General features: G+C 61.6%; 23 protein-coding genes. 11 read left to right on the top strand and 12 right to left on the bottom strand.

The window, feature by feature from the left end; translation table 11 throughout:
* The first annotated feature begins 58 nt into the window (after positions 1-58).
* On the top strand, positions 59-1,045 hold the full coding sequence (locus tag ACZ5YV_RS05580; RefSeq protein WP_464788927.1) for an acyltransferase family protein: 987 nt from the start codon (positions 59-61) through the stop codon (positions 1,043-1,045).
* A 105-nt stretch (positions 1,046-1,150) separates the two neighbouring features.
* Here the strand turns inward: ACZ5YV_RS05580 and wrbA are convergent, their stop codons facing one another.
* Positions 1,151-1,750, bottom strand: coding sequence for an NAD(P)H:quinone oxidoreductase (gene wrbA, locus ACZ5YV_RS05575; protein WP_464788926.1), 600 nt, complete (start codon positions 1,748-1,750; stop codon positions 1,151-1,153).
* Between the two features lie 113 nt (positions 1,751-1,863).
* Positions 1,864-2,583, bottom strand: a complete 720-nt coding sequence (locus ACZ5YV_RS05570; protein WP_464788925.1) for a pirin family protein — start codon at positions 2,581-2,583, stop codon at positions 1,864-1,866.
* A 107-nt stretch (positions 2,584-2,690) separates the two neighbouring features.
* Here ACZ5YV_RS05570 and ACZ5YV_RS05565 point away from each other — a divergent pair, with 107 nt between their 5' ends.
* A complete protein-coding gene (locus ACZ5YV_RS05565) occupies positions 2,691-3,584 on the top strand; it encodes a LysR family transcriptional regulator (protein ID WP_464788924.1) in 894 nt (297 codons plus the stop codon).
* A gap of 209 nt (positions 3,585-3,793) precedes the next feature.
* Positions 3,794-4,501 carry a response regulator transcription factor CtrA gene (gene ctrA, locus ACZ5YV_RS05560; RefSeq protein ID WP_196226306.1) on the top strand — a complete coding sequence of 236 codons (708 nt, stop codon included), beginning with the start codon at positions 3,794-3,796 and terminating at the stop codon, positions 4,499-4,501.
* 203 nt (positions 4,502-4,704) lie between these two features.
* On the opposite strand, the gene ACZ5YV_RS05555 is transcribed toward ctrA, so the two are convergent.
* Both ACZ5YV_RS05555 and ACZ5YV_RS05550 read right to left on the bottom strand, forming a co-directional pair.
* On the bottom strand, positions 4,705-5,394 hold the full coding sequence (locus ACZ5YV_RS05555) for a hypothetical protein (RefSeq protein WP_464788923.1): 690 nt from the start codon (positions 5,392-5,394) through the stop codon (positions 4,705-4,707).
* A 100-nt stretch (positions 5,395-5,494) separates the two neighbouring features.
* Positions 5,495-6,802, bottom strand: a complete 1,308-nt coding sequence (locus ACZ5YV_RS05550; RefSeq protein ID WP_464788922.1) for a S8 family serine peptidase — start codon at positions 6,800-6,802, stop codon at positions 5,495-5,497.
* An 88-nt stretch (positions 6,803-6,890) separates the two neighbouring features.
* Between ACZ5YV_RS05550 and ACZ5YV_RS05545 the strand changes: the two genes are divergently transcribed.
* The gene (locus ACZ5YV_RS05545) at positions 6,891-7,379 is read left to right on the top strand and encodes an RNA polymerase sigma factor (protein ID WP_464788921.1); all 489 of its coding nucleotides are present in this window, start codon (positions 6,891-6,893) and stop codon (positions 7,377-7,379) included.
* Positions 7,376-8,071 carry an anti-sigma factor family protein gene (locus tag ACZ5YV_RS05540; protein ID WP_464788920.1) on the top strand — a complete coding sequence of 232 codons (696 nt, stop codon included), beginning with the start codon at positions 7,376-7,378 and terminating at the stop codon, positions 8,069-8,071. The genes ACZ5YV_RS05545 and ACZ5YV_RS05540 overlap by 4 nt, the downstream gene beginning before the upstream one ends.
* A 24-nt stretch (positions 8,072-8,095) precedes the next feature.
* Here ACZ5YV_RS05540 and ACZ5YV_RS05535 read toward each other — a convergent pair whose 3' ends face one another.
* The 5 genes from ACZ5YV_RS05535 to ACZ5YV_RS05515 form a co-directional block, all read right to left on the bottom strand.
* Positions 8,096-8,854 carry a metallophosphoesterase family protein gene (locus tag ACZ5YV_RS05535; RefSeq protein ID WP_464788919.1) on the bottom strand — a complete coding sequence of 253 codons (759 nt, stop codon included), beginning with the start codon at positions 8,852-8,854 and terminating at the stop codon, positions 8,096-8,098.
* 45 nt (positions 8,855-8,899) lie between these two features.
* Positions 8,900-9,454 (bottom strand): dCTP deaminase, encoded by a 555-nt coding sequence (gene dcd / locus ACZ5YV_RS05530; protein WP_449472091.1) that lies wholly within the window; start codon positions 9,452-9,454, stop codon positions 8,900-8,902.
* Between the two features lie 2 nt (positions 9,455-9,456).
* Positions 9,457-9,906 (bottom strand): cytidine deaminase, encoded by a 450-nt coding sequence (locus ACZ5YV_RS05525; protein ID WP_464788918.1) that lies wholly within the window; start codon positions 9,904-9,906, stop codon positions 9,457-9,459.
* On the bottom strand, positions 9,903-10,529 hold the full coding sequence (locus tag ACZ5YV_RS05520) for a glycoside hydrolase family 25 protein (RefSeq protein ID WP_464788917.1): 627 nt from the start codon (positions 10,527-10,529) through the stop codon (positions 9,903-9,905). The genes ACZ5YV_RS05525 and ACZ5YV_RS05520 overlap by 4 nt, the downstream gene beginning before the upstream one ends.
* Before the next feature lie 72 nt (positions 10,530-10,601).
* Positions 10,602-11,084 (bottom strand): UPF0262 family protein, encoded by a 483-nt coding sequence (locus tag ACZ5YV_RS05515; protein ID WP_460987934.1) that lies wholly within the window; start codon positions 11,082-11,084, stop codon positions 10,602-10,604.
* 119 nt (positions 11,085-11,203) lie between these two features.
* On the opposite strand from ACZ5YV_RS05515, the gene ACZ5YV_RS05510 reads away from it, so the two are divergent.
* On the top strand, positions 11,204-12,688 hold the full coding sequence (locus ACZ5YV_RS05510) for a replicative DNA helicase (protein WP_196226296.1): 1,485 nt from the start codon (positions 11,204-11,206) through the stop codon (positions 12,686-12,688).
* 42 nt (positions 12,689-12,730) lie between these two features.
* On the opposite strand, the gene ACZ5YV_RS05505 is transcribed toward ACZ5YV_RS05510, so the two are convergent.
* Positions 12,731-13,126 carry an MAPEG family protein gene (locus ACZ5YV_RS05505; RefSeq protein ID WP_464788916.1) on the bottom strand — a complete coding sequence of 132 codons (396 nt, stop codon included), beginning with the start codon at positions 13,124-13,126 and terminating at the stop codon, positions 12,731-12,733.
* A 301-nt stretch (positions 13,127-13,427) separates the two neighbouring features.
* Here ACZ5YV_RS05505 and cobA point away from each other — a divergent pair, with 301 nt between their 5' ends.
* From cobA to ACZ5YV_RS05480, 5 genes are read left to right on the top strand one after another with little or no spacing between them, the layout of a single operon-like run.
* Entirely contained in the window at positions 13,428-14,216 is a 789-nt protein-coding gene (gene cobA / locus ACZ5YV_RS05500; protein ID WP_464788915.1) for a uroporphyrinogen-III C-methyltransferase, read from the top strand.
* Positions 14,213-14,509, top strand: coding sequence for a DUF2849 domain-containing protein (locus ACZ5YV_RS05495; protein WP_449472101.1), 297 nt, complete (start codon positions 14,213-14,215; stop codon positions 14,507-14,509). Before cobA ends, ACZ5YV_RS05495 begins: the two co-directional genes overlap by 4 nt.
* Positions 14,510-14,511: 2 nt before the next feature.
* Positions 14,512-16,143, top strand: coding sequence for a nitrite/sulfite reductase (locus tag ACZ5YV_RS05490; RefSeq protein ID WP_464788914.1), 1,632 nt, complete (start codon positions 14,512-14,514; stop codon positions 16,141-16,143).
* The gene (locus ACZ5YV_RS05485) at positions 16,136-16,576 is read left to right on the top strand and encodes a DUF934 domain-containing protein (RefSeq protein WP_464788913.1); all 441 of its coding nucleotides are present in this window, start codon (positions 16,136-16,138) and stop codon (positions 16,574-16,576) included. The genes ACZ5YV_RS05490 and ACZ5YV_RS05485 overlap by 8 nt, the downstream gene beginning before the upstream one ends.
* On the top strand, positions 16,569-17,360 hold the full coding sequence (locus ACZ5YV_RS05480) for a phosphoadenylyl-sulfate reductase (protein WP_464788912.1): 792 nt from the start codon (positions 16,569-16,571) through the stop codon (positions 17,358-17,360). The genes ACZ5YV_RS05485 and ACZ5YV_RS05480 overlap by 8 nt, the downstream gene beginning before the upstream one ends.
* A gap of 166 nt (positions 17,361-17,526) precedes the next feature.
* Here the strand turns inward: ACZ5YV_RS05480 and astD are convergent, their stop codons facing one another.
* Positions 17,527-18,960, bottom strand: coding sequence for a succinylglutamate-semialdehyde dehydrogenase (gene astD, locus ACZ5YV_RS05475; protein WP_464788911.1), 1,434 nt, complete (start codon positions 18,958-18,960; stop codon positions 17,527-17,529).
* 155 nt (positions 18,961-19,115) lie between these two features.
* Positions 19,116-20,510 (bottom strand): protein adenylyltransferase SelO, encoded by a 1,395-nt coding sequence (locus ACZ5YV_RS05470; protein WP_464788910.1) that lies wholly within the window; start codon positions 20,508-20,510, stop codon positions 19,116-19,118.
* Between the last annotated feature and the right edge of the window lie 54 nt (positions 20,511-20,564).

Raw genomic sequence — 20,564 nt, 5'->3', positions numbered from 1 at the left:
ATTCCGGAGCAGTTGGAAAGATTGACGGGCGCGCGCTGTCCTATAGGGCGTGGAAGCCATGGAGAACAGGGGGAACGAGGTCCAGCACAAGTCGACGCCATCGGAATGGGTGCAGGGTGGCGGGCGGCTGGAATGGATCGATGTAGCGCGCGGCATTGGCATCATCGCCGTGGTGGCCGGACATGTGTGGAAAAGCGGCCCCCTCCGCGATGCACTCTACAGCTTTCACATGCCGCTATTCTTCCTGCTGTCGGGCCTGCTTTCCCGTCCGCAACCCCCCAAAGGGTTCGCCCTGCGTCAACTGGCGTCGCAGATGCGCCCCTATGCGGCCTTCCTCGCATTGCTGATCATCGCGGATCAGATCATCGAGCCCATGAAGGGGCAACGGCCCATATTCAACCAATGGCCGGACGATATATTGCCGATCCTTCTTGGCGGATCATGGCTGCGCGGTCCCTATACCATATTCTGGTTCGTGCCCTGCCTGATGGCCGCGCGCATCCTGTTCAACGCCCTGCTGTCCCGTTGGCCCGATCCTCTCGACCGGCGCTGGTTTATCGCGATCATACCTGTCTCTGTTGTAGCTTATGTAGCAGGGGAGGCGACCCAGACGTCCGTGCTGGGGTTGCTGACCGTCCCCATGGCCCTTGTGCTGCTATGGATCGGAGCCGTATGGCAGCAGGTGCCGTGGAGGCATTGGATGTGGCTCCCCTTGGGTGCGCTGGCTCTGGCGGGGCTATCCGGTCTTTTCCCCACGCTTAACATGAAGGCCGCGGATTACGGGTGGCCGATCCTGTCGGTGGGTTCAGCGGTCGCGACGTCTCTGCTGATCTTCCGCATTTCGGTCCATGTCGCGCCTTTTGGCGGATGGTTGGCGGCGGTGGGCAGAGCCTCGCTCGTCATCATGTACCTGCATGTCGCGGTGATCCACTATCTCTCACCGCATTTGGACAAGCCCTGGTTGCTGCTCCATGCGCTGTTGCTGCCCATCGCCGTCTATTATCTTTTGCGCGCCAGCCCGGTTGGCGGTCGCTTGTTCCTCTGAAAAAAAAGGGCCGGTGCACCCATCCTATGCACCAGCCCCGATCGTTGTGCCTTGCGACCCAAGGCTCAACCGCTGCACCGAGAGGGGGAGGGGGCAGCCAAATTTCTACCCGTGCAGCTTGATCGCGGTCTCCGCGATCCGCCGCCCCTGATACCGGGCGCCTTCCAGTTCATCCTCATCAGGCTGACGGCTGCCATCGCTATGCGCGATAGTCGTGGCGCCATAGGGCGCACCGCCGCGCACTTTATCGACGCCCATCTGCCCGGTGTGACCATAGTCCAGCCCCACGATCACCATGCCGAAATGCAGCAGGTTGGTGATGATGGAAAACAGCGTCGTTTCCTGCCCACCATGCTGGCTGGCAGTAGATGTGAAGGCGCCACCAACTTTTCCGTTAAGCGCGCCGCGCGCCCAAAGGCCGCCTGCCTGATCAAGGAAAGCCGCCATCTGGCTCGACATGCGTCCGAAGCGGGTGCCGGTGCCGATGATGATTGCATCATAGTCGGCAAGTTCCGCTACGGTGCCAATCGGCGCATCCTGATCCAGCTTGAAGCCCGCATTCCGGGCGACCTCCAAGGGCGCGGTTTCAGGAACCCGCTTGATATCGACCTGAGCGCCAGCGGCGGTCGCGCCCTCCGCGACGGCCTTCGCCATCGTTTCGATGTGGCCGTAGGACGAATAATAGAGAACCAGCACCTTAGCCATGAAGCGTCTCCAGTCTTGGTAATGCATTGATCGGGAAAAGGTTTCTTGAATAATGCGACCGCTCGCCCCCTTAGGGGGGCAAGGTGAGCGAGCGGCCGATAGGCTGCGCGAGCCTATTCGCTATCGACGAGGACGATTTCGCTATCCTCGATCGCGGTGATCGTGATCGGCTGTCCGCCCAGGATCGCGGCCCCGTCTCGCGCTTCAAAGGTTTGGCCGTCGATCTCGATCCGCCCCGTGGCGGGCACGAGATACAGGTGCCGTCCCTCCGCGCTTTCATAGGTCACGCTGGTGCCAGCCTTCACCGTCCCACCCAGTAGGCGGGCATCGGCGCGGATGCGTAGCGCCTCCTCATCCTCCGCATAGCCGCTGGCCAGCACGACCAAGCGTCCGGCACGATCGCCCCTGGGAAAGGGCTTGGCGCCCCAGCTCGGTGCGCCGCCCTGATCCTTCGGTATGATCCAGATCTGGAACAGCGTGCTCGTCTCATCCTCCAGATTATATTCGGAGTGGCGGATGCCGGTGCCTGCGCTCATCACCTGTACGTCGCCTGCCTCGGTGCGGCCCTTGTTGCCCAGGCTGTCCTGATGTGTGATCGCGCCCTTGCGGACATAGGTGACGATTTCCATGTCGCGGTGGGGATGAGGAGGAAATCCGGTGTTTGCCGCGATCTCATCGTCATTCCATACGCGGATAGCGCCCCAACCCATGCGATCGGAGTCATGATAGTTGGCGAAGGAGAAATGATGGCGAGCGTTGAGCCAGCCATGGTCGGCATGACCCAGCGTCTCGAAGGGGCGACGCTCGATGCGGTTTCCTGCGGCGGTGATCATATTTGTGCCTTTCGTTGCGGCGGAAAAGCGTTCCCGCTTGCTTCCGACTGATTTAACGATCAGGATCGTTTCTTAAACCAACAGCATTGAAACGGATTGTTTCCTTTATGCGTCTTCCCGACCTTGAAGCATGGGCGATGTTCGCCGCCGTTGTGGAACATCGCAGCTTCACCGACGCCGCCAAGGCGCTCAGCGTTTCGAAAGCCACGGTTTCAAAGGCGGTCACACGCCTTGAGCAGCATCTTGAGACCAGCCTGTTCAACCGCACCAGTCGCCGCCTGGCCCTCACGGAAAGCGGAAAGCGCCTTGCCAGTCATGCAGCCCGGATTTTCGAGGAAGGGCAGGCGGCGGAGGAAGCCGCCCGCCAGGATACGGACGAACTGTCCGGAACCATTCGGCTGGGGGCGCCGATGACGTTCGGATTGCTCCGCATCGCGCCGCTGGTCGCTGAGTTTGCCAAGCTTCATCCCGCCGTCGATATCAATCTTCACCTGTCCGATGCGCGGATAGACATGATCGAGATGGGGCTCGACGCCACCCTCCGCATTGCCGACATGCCCGATAGCTCGCTCCGCGCGAGGCGGTTGGGTGACGTCAAGATGCATGTCATCGCTTCTCCCGCCTATTTGGAGGAGCGGGGCAGGCCCAAACATCCGTCCGACCTCGGTGCCCATGACTGTCTTTGCTATGCCAATGCGCCGACGCCTGACGTGTGGCGCTTCTCGGGGCCGGGGCGGCAGAATGTCGTGATACAGGTAAGGGCGCGCCTCACCGTCAACAGCGGTGACGCGATGCTGCCTGCGCTGCGGGGAGGCATAGGCGTTGCTCGGCTGCCCGATTTCATAGTGGGCGAAGCGCTCGCTTCAAGTGAACTGGAAGAGGTCCTTATCGACTGGAGGCCGCCGCCACTTGGCTTGCATCTGGTCACGCCGCCCTCGCGATTGCGGCCTGCGCGGGTGGAAGCGCTGCTCGACTTCATCGCTCGCAACCACGGTTGCTGAAGCTTCGTTGCGCAGGTGAATCTATCTTGACTCAAAATGAATCACTTCGACAATAAATCTTTGCAAACAGATTCAAATTCCCGCGACTCGCGCATTTCTGCGGGTTAGCGAAAAATTAACCTTTGTCCTTCAGAAGTTTTTTGGTTAATGAATTGGAGCAGACGCCGTTCTTAGGGGTTGACGGGATCTGCAAGGACAGGGGCTTCAATATGCGCGTTCTGCTAATAGAAGATGAACCGACAACGGCCAAGGCGATCGAGCTTATGCTCACGACCGAAGGCTTCAATGTCTACACGACGGACTTGGGCGAGGAAGGTCTCGACCTTGGTAAGCTGTATGACTACGACATCATCTGTCTGGATTTGAACCTGCCGGACATGCACGGCTATGACGTGCTGAAGAAGCTCCGCGCCGCCAAGGTGCAGACGCCGGTGCTCATCCTTTCCGGCATTGCGGAAATGGACAGTAAGGTCCGTTCCTTCGGCTTTGGCGCCGATGATTATGTGACCAAGCCGTTCCACCGCGAAGAGCTGATCGCCCGCATCCACGCCGTTGTGCGCCGGTCGAAGGGACACTCGCAGTCGGTCATCCGCACGGGCAAGCTGGCCGTGAACCTGGACGCCAAGACGGTCGAAGTGGATGGCAACCGCGTCCATCTGACCGGCAAGGAATATGCGATGCTGGAGCTGCTTTCGCTCCGCAAGGGCACGACGCTGACCAAGGAGATGTTCCTTAACCATCTCTATGGCGGCATGGACGAGCCTGAACTGAAGATCATCGACGTCTTCATCTGCAAGCTGCGCAAGAAACTCGCTTTGGCTTGCAGTGGCGACAATTATATCGAAACCGTCTGGGGTCGTGGTTATGTGCTGCGCGATCCTGATGAAGCAGAAGAGGTGGCGACCAAGGTCGCCTGACCCGCAACCTCGCAATGTTACAAAAAGGCCGGTGATCCGAAAGGATTACCGGCCTTTGTCGTTGGTCCCTCTGCGCGCTGATCGCTTAAGCCGACATGCAAAGGGCCGGTGACCTTTTGGGGTCACCGGCCCTGTCTTGTCAGGCGGAGGGGCGGAAGAGAGGCGGGCTCAAAGCCCGAAGTGGGGGAATCCGCCCCGTGGGGTCAATTGTCCGCCTGACTGGACGACGTGCTTCCACTGGACCCGGAAGCCTGTCCACTTCCTGTGAGTTGACCCGTGGCACTAAGCGCAGCGCCACCGTTGAGGGCGTTGCTGGTGCTGCCCGCCGAATTGGCCGCGCCAGACTGCGCAGCGCCCGCTGCGTTACCGGCCGCCGATCCAGCGCCGTTCGCCGCGCCACTTGCCCGGTTGCGTGCTGCCTGCGCGGTAGCACTGGCCTGTCCCTGCGCTGCTGCGCCAGCGGTGATCGCACGGTCTCGCGCTGCTCCTGCCGTCTGGCTGGCACTGTCCCTTACGCCGCCAACCGCATTGGCGACATCGTTGGTGCCGAGCGTATCTGCCGTCAGGCCGCCGCTTGCCGATCCACTCGCGGAACCCGAAGCGTTCGCGCCATGGCTCTTGCCCTTGTGGCTCAACGATCCGCCCGCGGCACCATCGGCCCGGCCCGAACCAGAGCCTTTCGCCGAAACATGGCCATTCTCCAGATCGACAGCGCGGTCGAGGCCGATACCGCCCGAACCGTTCAACGTGCCGCCCAGCGATCCGCCCACGCCGCCCAGAGTGCCGCCCAGGCCACCGCCAAGGCCGCCGCCGCCACCCAGAAGCTGGGCGGATGCAGGAACTGCGGTCAGGGCTGCGAGGCAGGCAGTGGCAAGAATGAGTGTCTTCTTCATCGATCGTCTCCTTGTTCGTTTTCGATCCGATGCAAGGACAACGGGATGGCGATACGACTTCATCCCTGACGCAAGAATGTTTTTTACAAGATACTGATATTCAATCTATATTTCTGCAATTGCCGCAGACGATCCCATGTCCGAGTGCCTTGCCGCCTCCCGGCCTGGCTTCCGCGATCAGCCCGTTGAGGCTGCCGTTTGCGAACAAACGCCCCGCAACCAGCGGCGCTGCGAAGGACGTGCCGCGCACGCGGCCCTTGCCGCCATCGGTGTGGGCAGCGTTCATATCCGCACCGGGTGCCGCGAAATCGACATGCCGTGCGCGCCCCGCTTCAGGCAGCAAACGGCCGCGGCCATCTATTCCGGTCACGGCGACAACGCCAGGATAGGATGCGGGATAGGCGGGTGGCGCGGCCGGGCCGTCATTGCCGACCGCTGCGACCACCATCACGCCCTTATCCCGCGCCAGCCGGATCGCTCCCGCCAGCAGAGGATTGTCCGGTCCAACCAGGCTTACCGTCACGACCTTGATCCCTCGCGCCGCCATCCACCCCAGCGCGCGGACGATAGCAAAGGCGCTGCCGCCCGCCGGATCGTCACCATAGACGTCCGCCACCAGCAGCGGTGTCCCCGGCGCCGCGCCTCGGATAGTCCCTGATCCACTGATCAGCGACGCGACCGCCGTCCCATGCGCACTGACCCGAGGTGCACCGCGCGCAAAGCCACGCTGCTCGACCGCGCCGGTCAGTGATGGGTGAAGGGCAACGCCCCCATCGATCATCCCCGCCGCTCGCGACCGGACGGGGCCAGTTCCCGCCAATGCCGCCCCTGCCGCTTTGGGCGCCACGCCGCCGGGGAAATAGAGATTGTCCGCGCTCGCCTCCGCTTCGGGCGCGATCGAGCGCACCTGCTTCAACGCGCGGGCGAGGCTGCGGCCCGACGGAACCGTGATGCGCGCGATCGGCAGGTCGATCCCCTCAACAGCATCGCTTTCCACCGTATAGCCAGCGCTACGCAGCGCTTCGATGCTCGCCTGTTTCGCGCTCGTCAGAAGGATGACGCCACGCCGCGCCGGTTCTTTCCTGTCGTCCAGTTCCACACTGTCGCCATGCCGCCGCAACAGATCACCGATCCGCGCTGCCCTCGCCGCCGCCAGGCGTTCGGCCAGGCGGCCGGGGGCTAGCCGATCCAGTTCCGTTCGCTCCAGCGCTCGGTCAGCATCGTCGAGGATGCTTCCGACCTGCCCCAACGCTCCGCCGGGGGAGGGCAGCAGTTGCGCGTGCGCCGCCGGACCTGTCAGCAGCAGCCCCGCAACGATCCAGGAACGTGGGATCTTCATCTCTATCTCTTTACCCCCGGACGCCGCGAAAGCGAATTTTCCGGTCCTTTCGCATCCATAATGAGTCATCACGCATTTATTTCCGGTAGATTTAAGCCTTCAGGGATGAAACGTGTGGGCACAGCCGTTTCATCCCTGAACATGTGATGGAGACCGGATGTCGTTCGAAAGCGATCTGTTGGCGATCCTCCCCCGGCTACGGCGCTTCGCCGTCAGCCTTTCGCGGGATCGCGCCGATGCGGACGACCTTTGCCAGGCGGCGCTGGAAAGGGCGCTGCGGGCGCGCGAACAATGGCAGCCGGGGACAAGGTTGGACAGTTGGATGTATCGTATCATGCGCAATCTCTGGATCGATGAAGCCCGTTCGCGGCATCGCGCCGTGCGGACCTTCGCGCCCGAAGAAGCAGGGGAGCATGTCGGTTATGCAGGCGACCAGGATGTGGAAGCGCATGTTACGCTCTCCGACGTCGATCGCGCGATGCAGGCCCTGCCGGACGAACAGCGCGAAGCCATCGCTCTCGTGCTGGTGGAGGGGCTTTCCTACAAGGAAGCCGCCAGCATAATGGGCGTCCCCATGGGCACATTGACGTCCCGGCTGGTCCGGGGGCGCGGTGCCCTTATCGAATTGCTGGGAGAAGCGGCATGACCGACATTGACGAAGCCATGCTGATCGCCTGGGTCGATGGCGAACTGGACGAAGTTAACCGCCGTCGCGTCGATCGCGCCGTTGCGGACGATCCGGCCTTGGCCCAGCGGCTCGAAATGCACCGGCATTTGCGGCAGCGTCTGTCTGGCCACTATGCTCCAGTGGCAGCTGAGTCGGTGCCACCGGCCATGCGCGCGCTGCTGGAGGAACGGGCGAAGGTCACGCCCATCACCCGTGCCGCAACCCCCAAATGGCGCAGCTGGGGCATCGGCGGCGCGATTGCCGCCAGTCTTGTCTTGGGTCTTGGCGTCGGCCGCTTGTCGAGCGGCCCCGCTGGACCCATTGCGGTCAAGGATGGCGTCATGACGGCGAGGGGCGAACTCGCATCTGCCCTCGAAACCCAACTTGCCTCGGCACAACAGGACGCATCAATCCGCATTGGCCTGAGTTTTCAGCGCAAGGGCGGAGGCTGGTGCCGCAGCTTCGAAGGCGGCGCCCTGTCCGGAGTTGCCTGTCGCGGGGGGAAAGGCTGGCAGGTTCAGCAACTGATTCCCGGCACTCCGCAATCAACGGATTACCGTCAGGCATCCTCCATCGACGCTCGCATCATGGCGACGGTCGGTGCCCTGATGGAAGGCTCCCCCGCCGACGCGACCCAGGAGGCTGCCGCGAAGGAGAAGGGCTGGCGCTGAACTTCGGACGTCTTTTCGTTCTGGCTAAGTCTGCAAATACCAGCGCTCCGTGCCCTCAAGGCCGATCGCCGTCAGTTTGCCGCTGTTCCAGGCACCCGTGTCTATCCCGATCCGGTTGGCCTGTTCATCGACTTCGCTGGCGATGCTGTGCCCATGGACCACCATATAAGGATGGGCTTGCCGGTCATGTAGGAACTCACCCCTGATCCAGCGCAAATCCGCTGCGTCCTGCTTCTCCAGCGGCAGGCCGGGCCTGATCCCGGCATGAACGAACAGATAGTCGCCCATCACAAGACTATCCGCAAAATCGTTCAGAAAATCGACATGCTCACGGGGCACATTTTCCAGCATCCATGACGCGATGTCCTTGTCCGTCATTGCTGTGCCAACGCCGGATTTCAGCCCATAGCTTTCAAGCGTGGCCACGCCCCCAATGCGTCGGCAATAGCCCGCATACTGCGCATCGCCCTTCGCGGCGCCGACAAAGACCTCCTCATGATTGCCTTTGATCAGGTGCACATTCGGGGATGCCCGCCACAAGGATATGGCATGCTCTATGACGGCGGCGGATTGCGGCCCGCGATCCATCAGGTCGCCCAGCAGGACGAGATGGCAGGGCAGGGGTGCACGGGCCGAGTCATCCTGATCGATCAACCGCAGCAGCTGTTCGAACAGGTCGAACCGCCCGTGAATGTCCCCGATGGCATAGACCCGTCGATCCCCGCCTATGTCGGGCACGAAAGAGGGCGCTGGCGATGCACCGCGGCGGAAAAACTTCAGCATGACTGGCGCCGATTGAAATTCATCATCGCCCTTGTCGCACGTCGCCTAGAGTCGAGGCAATGTAACGCCCTGCTGCCCCATATATTTCCCCGCCCGGTCGGCGTAGCTGACCTCGCACGGCTCATTGCCCTTGAGGAAGAGGAACTGGCACGCGCCCTCGTTGGCGTAGATTTTAGCGGGGAGGGGCGTGGTGTTGGAAAACTCCAGCGTCACATGGCCTTCCCAGCCCGGCTCCAGTGGGGTCACGTTCACGATGATGCCGCACCGCGCATAGGTGGATTTACCAAGGCAGATCACCAGCACGTCACGTGGCACCCGGAAATATTCGACCGTCCGGGCGAGCGCAAAGCTGTTGGGCGGGATGATGCAGCAGTCGGTCTTGCGATCGACAAAGCTGTTCGCCGCGAAATCCTTGGGATCCACCACCGCGCTATCGACATTGGTGAAAATCTTGAACTCGTCGGCCACGCGCGCATCATAGCCATAAGAGGAAAGGCCATAGCTTATGCAGCCGTCCCGCCGTTGATTTTCCACGAATGGCTCGATCATTCCTTGGGAAATGGCCTGCTCGCGAATCCATTTATCCGACAAAATCGACATGATTATTTTGAACTCTTACTGGAAGGATCATGACCCAAATCATTGGGTCCAAAAGAGAAAGGCAAAAGTTTGGCGACGCTATGCTGGACCATGGACTCGCCATCGCCCGCCGCACAATAAATGGCGATCGGCCGTCCCGCCACCTGCTCTGCTTCGTTCAGTATCTGGCGGCATCTTCCGCAAGGCGTTATCGGATCGGCGCCACCGCCGACGACCGCAATCGCCTGAACATCGCCAAGCCTCCCCTGCGCATTAGCTGCCGCCAGCGCCACCGTTTCAGCGCAGAGCGACAGGCCAAAGCTCGCATTTTCGAAGTTCGCGCCAACGACCACCTCGCCATCGGACAAGCGCACGGCCGCTCCGACCGCAAAACGGCTGTACGGGGCATAGGCATTTGCCTTCGCCGCACGCGCTGCCTCGATCAGCGTCCTGACGTCTGCACTCGTGTTCATGGCGCAACCACGCCCCATCTGACCGGGCCATCGATGCCATCGATATGACGCATGTCATTCGCCGTCCACATCACCCATCGACGGGTGGCATAGTCGGGGGGAAAGAAGTTTCCGTCCAGCCAGAGCGTCCGGTTTATGCCCGACGCAATGTCATATTCCTCCTCGAAAGCCCTAGAGATGTTGAGGAGCACCGGCTTGCCCGCATTGCTCTCGACCAGGTTCACCAGCGTATTGAGTTCAGACAGCACCGCGTCCCGCCCCGGCCGCGCAGTGCAGCCAGGATCAAAGTCGAGCCGGATCACCGGGGGCAGGGCGGCATTGTCGCGTGGCACTGTCGTGACGAAGCGTGTCGCCTGACCGGCCGCGCGGCCGCACAGACTGAAATCCAGCACCGCGCCATAGCGCAAACCGGACGATCGCGCCGCAGACCAGTTCCGCGCAAAGGCAGGGTCGCGGCCCTCTGTGCCCTTGGCTGCTCTTATATAGGCGAAATCTACGCCGTTGGCGGCCAGCGTGCCCCAATCGATAGCGCCTCCGTCAGCGGAAACGGCTACGCCCTGAACCGGATAGACGTCGCGCCCCGGCGCCCAGCGACAGGCATAGCTCCATGCCCCCAACACCAACAGGGCGATAACCAGCGCGCCCGCAACGATGCGGACCAGAAACCGGCCGGAAGAATGCTGGCGAATGTCCCCTTACCCCTTGATATGCAGCACGCAGATGAGCGTGAACAGGCGTCGTGCCGTGTCGAAATCGACCTTGATCTTGCCCTCCAGCCGCTCGATCAGCATTTCCGCCGCGTCATTGTGGATGGCCCGGCGCGCCATGTCCACCGTTTCAATCTGTTGCGGGGAGGCATTGCTGATTGCCTGATAATAGCTGTCGCAGATCGCGAAATATTCCCGGATCGGACGCCGGAACCGGCCGAGGCCGAGGATGATCGCCTCCAGCGGTTCGCCATCCTCCCGCTTGATCTCGATCACCAGCCGCCCATCCTCGACGCGCAGCAGCACGCGGTAGGGACCTGCATAATCATCGGCATGGGTGCGCTGGGGCGCGAAATAATTATCTTCCAGCAGGTCGAATATGGCGATCCGCCGCTCCTGCTCGACATCGGCATTGCGCCAAAGGATCGTCCGCTCGTCAAGCGTGATGTCGATGATGCGCGGGTCGGTCATGGGTCCATAGTCCCTGCTGCTGCCGACGATGAAAAGCAAGGGGGAGTTCTCCACAGCTTTGCCTGTCGGGACACAGCTTGCCCCTTGCGCAGAACCCCGGCGAGGGCGATGAGAGGCGCATGGTCGAACTGGTGCAGATTAATCCCGCCGCAGAAGCAGGCATCCCCGAACTCCCGCGCAACGTGGAGGCGGAAGCCGCGCTGTTGGGCGCGCTGATGATCGACAACCGCATTGCCGAGGATGTCCAGCTCAAGCTCAAGGCGGAGCATTTCTTCGAGCCTCTGCATGGCCGCATCTATGAAGCCGTGATGAAGCTGGTTGAGCGCGACATGGTCGCCAATCCGGTCACGCTTAAGCCGATGCTGGAACAGGACCCGGCTCTTAAGGAACTGGGTGGCGTCGGCTACCTCGCGCAGCTTACGGGCAATGGTGCGGCGCTGCTCGGCGCGCGCGATTTCGCCAGCCAGATTTATGACCTCGCGCTCCTGCGCCAGCTTGTGAATGTTGGGCGAGAACTGGTTGAAAATGCTCTGGATACTAGCGAGGACGTCAACCCACGCGAGCAGATAGAGATGGCCGAAGTCGCGCTCTATAAAGTATCCGAGGGCGAGGGCGAGACCGGCTCCGTCAAGAGCTTCGCCACCGCCACCACCATGGCCGTGCAGGTGGCCGAACGCGCTCTCAACAGTGGCGGCCACGTCTCCGGCATCACCACCGGGCTCAACAGTCTCAATGAAAAGATTGGTGGCCTCCACAATTCGGATCTCATGATCCTCGCGGGGCGTCCTGGGATGGGCAAGACCTCGCTCGCCACCAACATCGCCTATAACGCCGCGTCCCGCTGGATGCGCGACCATGTCGATGGCATCCCGCCAGAAAAGAATATGGGCGCCAAGACCGCCTTCTTCTCCCTCGAAATGTCGGCCGACCAACTCGCGACCCGCGTGCTTGCCGAACAGTCGGGCATCAGCGGAGAGGCGCTGCGCATGGGTAAGATCAGCCGCGCCGACTTCCAGAACCTGTCCCGCGCCGCGCGCGACCTTCAGGAACTGCCGCTGTTCATTGATGACACGCCGGGTCTGACCATCGCGGCGCTGCGTACGCGTGCGCGCCGGTTGAAGCGGCGTCATGACATTGGCCTCGTCATCGTCGACTATCTCCAACTGCTACAGGGCAGCGGCCGGGGGAGCGACAATCGCGTGCAGGAGATTTCAGAAATTTCCCGTGGTCTCAAGACTTTGGCGAAGGAACTTAATGTCCCGGTGCTGGCCCTTTCCCAGCTTAGTCGTGCGGTCGAGCAGCGCGAGGACAAGCGACCGCAGCTGTCCGACCTTCGCGAATCCGGCTCGATCGAGCAGGACGCCGACATGGTCTGGTTCGTCTTCCGCGAGGATTATTATGTCGCCGCGAAGGAGCCGGGGAACAAGGAGAGTAGCGAACATCTCGAATGGGCGCAGGAGATGGAGCGGATCTACGGCCTTGCAGAACTGATCGTCGCCAAGCAGCGTCACGGTTCGACCGGCCGTATCCGTATGAAGTTCGACGCAAAGATCACCCGCTTCTCCGACCTCGCGGACGGCGGTTATATGGGCGATTATGAGTGATCTACTGAGTTCGGCTCTGCTCGAACTAAGGGGCGAGGGCGCTCAACCCGTGATGAGCGCCTGCAACACCAATATAAGACCAATCAGCCCAACCATATATACCAGCGTCCGCACCACCGGCACGCCCATCGCGTAAAGCGGAAGATAGACGATCCGCGCGCCCAGCCACAGCCATGCGCCGATGGCCGTCAGGTCACTCGTCCGGTCGGCTATCACCACGCTGAGCAGCGCGACGACGGCGATGGGGTAGGTCTCAAGGAAATTTGCCTGCGCGCGCACCAGCCGCCCGGCGATCGGCTCCAGCGGGGGTAAGGTCTCGTCCCGCGCGCCCATGTTCCACTTCGGTCCATATTGCTTCGTTTTGAAATGCGCCGCCGCGAAAATATGCACCATCAGGAGCACGCAGCTCCACGCCAAAATCTTGAGCTCGATCGCCATGCGGTATCCCCTTTCCACAGGTAAGAGAGTTACGTTATCGCCATTCCTCCGCTCGCACCATGAGGCTTTGAGGCATCATCTGTAAGACGGGAAAGATGAGGCTCGCTCGACGGCGAACGGTGTCATTTCCCTACGCTAGTATAGATGAAGCGGCCGAGTTCCTCCGGCCTGAATGGAGATGATTTTGCGGGGATGAAGGGGTCGGGTGTCGGACCTGGACACCCCATCCCCCAAATTTTCCTTCGCCATGGGCAAAGCATTCTGAATTGAAACGGTTGAGCGCTTCCGCCATCTGGCCAGCATGGCCGAACAACTCCCTGCTACCGTCTTTCTCGTCGGCGCGGGTCCGGGTGATCCGGAACTGCTGACGTTGCGCGCTGCGCGCCTGATCGCGCAGGCGGATGTCATCGTGCATGACGGATTGGTTTCGGCCGAGATTTTGGCGATGGCTTCGGTCGATGCTGAATTGATTTCCGTCGCCAAGCAGCGCAGCCGCCATTCGATGCCGCAAGAGGGCATCAACGCCTTGCTGGTGGAATTGGCGCTTACCGGACGCAATGTCGTGCGGCTGAAGGGCGGCGATCCATTCGTCTTCGGTCGTGGAGGCGAGGAAATGGAAGCATGCCGCGCCGCTGACGTGCCGGTCGAGATCGTGCCGGGGATCAGCGCGGCGATCGGCTGCGCGGCGCAGGCGCAGCTTCCCCTCACCCATCGTGATGCGGCGAGCGCGGTGACCTTCGTCGCGGGCCAGTGCAAGGGGCTGACGGATCAGGACTGGTCCGGGCTTGCTGGCCATGGCCGCACGCTGGTTATCTATATGGGCGTGGCGACGGCGGCGGATATCGCCGACAAGCTTATTGCCGATGGCGTGTCGCCTGCCATTCCGGTTGCGGTGCTGGAAAATGGCACGCGCTCCGATATGCGCACGCTGCGCACCCTGCTCACCGATCTGGGTGACATGGTGGCGCGTGAAAAAGTAAAAAGTCCGGCCCTGATTGTGGTCGGTGAAGTGGCGGCCTATGCGCTGGCGCAGGACGTGCTGGTCGGCTGGGCTGCACAGGTGAATAATGGGGCGGAGATGCATTCGTGAAGATTTTGACCGGCAATGACCTTGGCACCGGGGATGTGATCTGGTGGGCGGGCGACGGCTGGTCGCGGCAGGTCGGCGAATCCGTTGATGTGGGCGACAAGGGCGACGAGCTTGCCCGTGCCGAGGAAGCCGCGCTGCGGGTGGTCGCTCCCTATGTGATCGACGCCACCCTGACCGACGAAGGCGTGCGCCCGGCCCATATCAAGGACCGCATCCGCGCTCTGGGACCGACGGTGCGCCCCGACCTGACGCTTAAACCGAATGACGCCGATGCCGGCAACTGGGTGATCTGACCATGTATCGTTATGACAGCTATGACCAGTCCATCGTGGACGCCCGCGTTGAGGAATTTCGCGATCAGGTGCAACGCCGCCTGGCCGGGCAACTGACCGAAGACCAGTTCAAGCCGCTGCGCTTGATGAACGGCCTCTATCTCCAGCTTCACGCTTATATGCTGCGCGTTGCCATCCCCTATGGCACGCTGAACGCGCCGCAAATGCGCAAGCTGGGTGAGATCGCGCGCAAATATGACAAGGGCTATGGCCACTTCACCACGCGCACAAACCTGCAATATAATTGGATCAAGCTAGCCGATGCGCCCGACATCCTCGCCGAGCTGGCAACGGTTGAGATGCATGCCATCCAGACGAGCGGCAATTGCATCCGCAACATCTCGTCCGACCAATATGCTGGCGTCGCCGCTGATGAGGTGACGGACCCGCGCCCTTGGGCCGAGCTGCTGCGCCAATGGTCGACCTTCCATCCGGAATTCACCTATCTGCCGCGCAAGTTCAAGATCGCAGTGATCGCCAGCGAAGAGGATCGCGCGGCGATGCGGCTTCACGATATCGGCCTGAAGCTGGTGTCGCGCGATGGGCAGATTGGTGCGGAAGTCTATGCCGGTGGCGGCATGGGCCGTACGCCAATGGTTGGGCCTCTTATCAATGAGTTCATCACCGAAGATGAGATCGTGCCTTATCTGGAGGCATGCCTGCGCGTGTATAATCGCTATGGCCGCCGCGACAACAAGTACAAGGCGCGGATCAAGATCCTGGTCCATGAACTGGGCGTCGAGGAATATAAGCGGCAGGTCGAGGAAGAGTTTGCGCACATGCGGGAACTGGGCCTGAACCCGCCGCGCGAGGAGCTGGACCGCATCCGGCCCTTCTTCGCCAACCCGACTTATGATCAGGGTCTGAGCGACGAGATCGACCGTAGCGACCCGGCCTTCGCCCTGTGGGCGGACCGGCAGGTCGCGGCGCACAAGCAGCCGGGCTATGCGATCGTCAACATCAGCCTGAAGCCGCGCGGCGGCATTCCGGGCGATGCTTCGGCCGAGCAGATCGAGCTGGTGGCGGACCTCGCCGAACACTATTCGCTGAACGAACTGCGCGTGACCCATGCGCAGAACCTCGTTCTGCCGCATGTGAAAAAGGCGGACCTTTATGCCATCTGGCAGAAGCTGGACGAGGCTGGGCTGGCGGAGGCCAATCTTGACCTGATCGGCGACATCATCGCCTGCCCGGGCCTTGACTATTGCAGCCTTGCCAATGCGCGGTCGATTCCATTGGCGCAGAAGCTTTCGGAACGGTTCGCCGACGTCGGCCGCCAGAAGGAATTGGGCGAGCTGAAGGTCAAAATCTCCGGCTGCATCAACGCCTGCGGCCACCATCATGCCGGTCATATCGGCGTGCTGGGCGTGGATCGTAAGGGCGTGGAGAATTTCCAGCTGTCGCTTGGCGGTTCCGGCGCGCAGGATGCTGCCGTCGGCCAGATCACGGGGCCGGGCTTCTCGGAGGATGGCGTCGTCGATGCCATCGAGAAGGTCACCGACCTCTATCTTGCTCAGCGGGAGGAAGGCGAACGCTTCCTCGACACCTATCGCCGTCTTGGCATGAAGCCCTTCAAGGAGGCGATCTATGGTTGAGTTCCTGACTTTCCGCGACGGTGAAGCCGCGCAGGAACCTGCCGTGACGGTCGAATCCTTCACCGGCCAGTCCAATTCGACTGCCGTGCGGATCGAAGCGGGCGAGGATGCGCGCGAGTTATTGCCCTATCTCGACCGGCTGTCGCTGGTTGAGGTGAACTTCCCCGCCTATGGTGACGGGCGCGGTTATTCGGCCGCCCGTATCCTGCGCGAGGCCGGTTATCAGGGTGAACTGCGCGCGGTGGGCGATGTGCTGGTCGATCAGATCAACGCGATGCGCCGCTGCGGTTTCGACAGCTTCCGTCCCGACAAGGCGCTGGACGATGCCGCCGTCGATCGCGCCCTTAATCGCTATGCCGACGTCTATCAAAAGACCGTCGATGGCCGCAGCCCGGTTTGGGCGAAGCGGCACCCGGAGAGTATAAATGGCTGAACCTGCCCGCCAGCTTGACGTAATCGACGCCCGCCCTGCCTTCACGCAGGCCGACGCGGACGCGCTGAACGCGCGTTTCGAAGGCGTGGATGCATTGACGATGCTCAAGACCGTCTTTGCCGAAGGTCTGGCAGGCAAGGTAGCGGTTGTGTCTTCCTTCGGTACGGAAAGCGCCGTGCTGCTCGATCTGGTGGCGCGGGCGGACAAGAGCGTGCCGGTGATCTTCGTCGATACGCTCAAGATGTTCGCGGAAACGCTGAACTATCGCGATACGCTCATCAGCCGGATGGGTTTTTCCGACAGCCGGTCGGTCACTCCCAATGCGGAAGTACTGGCTAAGAAGGACGAGACGGGCCTGCGCTGGTCCTATGATCCTGATGGATGCTGCGACATCCGCAAGGTCGAGCCGATGCAGCGCGCCAAGGACGGGCTGGACGCGTGGATTTCCGGGCGCAAGGCTTTTCAATCCACCACGCGCCAGAATATGCCGCGTTTCGAGGTGGAAGACGGCCGCCTGAAGATTAATCCACTGGGTGATTGGGCGAAGGACGATCTGGAAGCCTATTTCGCGGAGCATGACCTGCCGCGCCATCCGCTGGAGGCGCAAGGTTATCTGTCGGTGGGTTGCGAGCCGTGCACGTCGAAAGTGCTGCCGGGTGAAGACCCGCGCGCAGGACGCTGGCGCGGTTGGGACAAGGTGGAATGCGGCATTCACACGCCCGTGACGCCTATCCCGGCGCCCGTGGTTGATCCGGAAGACCCGGCTAATCAGCCTGTGTTCTGATTGACTGAGCCGACTTCGGTTGGGCGAGATAGACATCGACATCGCGTCATCCCAACGGAAGCTGGGATGACGCGATGCCCATTTGATCCCTTGTGCTGAGTTGCCAGCTTACGCCTTTCGCTGGCATGACGTCAGAAATGGCTGGAAGGACGCCGAGATAACTCCCTCAATCCCCCATCCCACTGACATCCACTTCCTTCAGTCCAATTCCGATCGATGCCCGTGGCTGCTCGATCTCCGCCGATGAAACAGGGTAAGCACAATAATCCGCCGCATAAAAAGCGCTCGGCCGATGATTGCCCGAAATGCCCTGACCGCCAAAGGGCGCCGAGGACGAAGCGCCGTTGGTCGGCCGGTTCCAGTTGACAATGCCCGCCCGGATATTCGCCCAGAACTGATTATATTGCTCAGGCGATCCGCCGATCAGGGAGGCCGACAGGCCATAACGGCTATTGTTCGCCTCCGCGATCGCTGCCGGGAAATCGGGAACGCGGATCACCTGTAACAACGGCCCGAATAGCTCCACGTCGGGCCGTTCCGTCATCGCGGTCACGTCGATGATCGCGGGGCTCAACAACGGCCTGTCTTCCGACAGGCGCACCAGATGCTTTATTGGCCGCCCGCCATGGCTCATCAGATAAAGGAAGCTTTCGGTCAGTTGGTCCGCCGCATGATTGTCGATGACCGGTCCCATGAAGGGGGCAGGGTCGGCATGCGGATGATCAACGATCAGCCGGTCGGCGATCTTCTTGACCTCACCGATCAACAGGTCGGCCAGCTCTTCCTTGACGATCAATCGGCTCGCAGCCGTGCAGCGTTGGCCGCTCGACAGAAAAGCCGACTGCACCACCAGGACGGCGGCGCTGGCGATATCGCCGGTGTCCCAGACGACGATCGGATTATTCCCGCCCATTTCCAGCGCCAATATCTTGCCCGGATTGCTGGCGAACTGCCGATTGATCGCCAGGCCCGTTGATGCCGACCCGGTAAATAAAATGCCGTTCACGTCGGCATGGGCCGCAAGTGCCTTACCCTCTTCCGGCCCGCCCAGCACCAGCCGCACGACATCCTGCGGCACGCCCGCCTCATGGTAGAAACGCACCAGCATTTCGCCCACCGCTGGCGTCTTTTCGGACGGTTTGAACAGCACGCCATTCCCGGCCAGCAGGGCAGGAATGATATGGCCATTGGGCAGATGGGCAGGGAAATTATAGGGGCCTAACACCGCCATGACGCCATGCGGTTTGTGCCGCACCGACTGGCGGGCACCCATTGCCGATTCCAACCGCCGTTGCCCCGTCCGCTCGGAATAGGCGGCCACCGAAATGTCGACCTTGTTCATCACGGCCGTGACTTCGGTTCGCGCGTCCCAAAGCGGTTTTCCGGTCTCCCGCGCGATCAGGTCGGCCAACGCCTCTTCATTGGCGCGCACGACATTGACGAAGCGACGCAGCGTCTCGATGCGATAGGAAATCGGTTGTGCAGCCCATGAGGGCCAAGCGGTCGTGACCCTTGCGACCTCCGCCTCTACATCGCTGGCAGTCCCCTGCCACAACAGTGTGCCAGTGGCGGGTTCAATCGAAGTCAGCGTCGCGGACATACAGCCGATATGGCGGATAACCGCCGATTAGGGAAGGGGCACCCCAGCCGTGCGAAAACAAGAAAAAGCTCCCTCTCCCCGCCGGGGAGAGGGCGGGGGAGAGGGGGAGCGAGCGCAGTGGCTCACACGCGCCGCCTTTCTATAACCCACCCGCCTCAAGGCACCTCCGGCCCACTTCCCATAGCCTCACCCATCCGCCGAACCGCGGCCACTTTCTCGTGCAACAGCGACCAGTCATCCCGCTCGGCAATGGCGCTCCAGATCGTCTCAACCTCGTCGATATGCATCGAACAGGGCGCCGCATCGCTCCAATACTCATGTTCCCTGCCGCCACCTGCCTCCATCCCCGCGACAACCTCACGGAACGGAGTCCATGCCTCACCCGAATAGTCCGCCCCGTCACGCGGCTCTCCACCACGCCAATCGTGGAAAAAGCGGTCGATCGGCGTCCCGCTCGCGGCCATGCCATTGACGGCCGCCTGGATCATCGCGTCCGCCTCTCCTGAAGGCGCGACACCCAGCCGCCAGCAAAAGCGCCGAACCGTTGCCTGCCCGAACAGCTCGGGAAACCGCTCCAACTGCTTGATCAAAGGTTCTGCCTCGACCAATGGGCGCAAGGAAACAGCTAGCTGCGCCACGTCCCAATGGATCGCCTCTGCTTGTCGTCCAAATGCATAAAGTCCGGCATGATCGAAATAGGCCGCCGTAAAGCCTGGTTCCCACAAGGGCGTGAAGCGCCAAGGCCCATAGTCGAAGCTCTCGCCCGTGACATTGATATTGTCGCTGTTCAGCACGCCATGCACAAACCCTGCAACCATGTAGCTTGCCGCCAGATCGGCCGTCCGTTCGACCACGCGCCCAAGCAATTGCGCGGGGGCGTGGTTCCCCGGCTCCTCGTCATAAAGCGACCGCAGCGAATAATCGGTCAGCCGCTCCAACAGGGGTTTGTCGTCGAAATAGGCTGCGCGCTGGAACGATCCAATGCGGATGTGCGAATGGCTAAGCCGCACCATCACGGCCGCGCGGGTGGGGGAGGGCTCGTCATTGCGCTCCAGCGCCTCGCCGGTCTCGATCAGCGAGAAGGTCTTTGACGTATTGACGCCCAGCGCCTCCAGCATCTCGGTCGCCAATATCTCGCGAACCCCGCCTTTCAACGTCAGGCGGCCATCGCCGAAGCGGCTATAGGGCGTTTGCCCCGATCCCTTCGTCCCCAGATCCAGAATCCGTCCAGTGCCATCCCGCAATTGCGCAAACAGGAAACCCCGGCCGTCGCCTATGTCGGGATTGTAGGTTCGGAACTGATGTCCATGATAACGCAGCGCCAAGGGCTGGGGCAGGTTGCCGGGCAGGGGGTTAAATCGCCCGAAATGACGAATCCACTCCTTATCGCTCAGCGTTTCCAACCCTACGCTGGCTGCGGCCCGGTCGTTACGATATCGTAAGATCGTCTGTGGGAAGTCGGCTGGGGCGACCTCATCGGCGAAATCCGGCTGTAATCCGAAGATTTCCTTTGCCGGATTGTATCTGTTTGCTTGCGAGGATTTGTCCATGCGGCGATATGGGGGAGCGGGGCAGGAAGTTGCAACCGCTGGACATTTATTTGA

Source organism: Sphingobium sp. TomTYG46 (genome assembly GCF_055396345.1).
The sequence above is the reverse complement of the archived record's forward strand: the minus strand, read 5'-3'. Positions and strand labels throughout refer to the sequence as shown.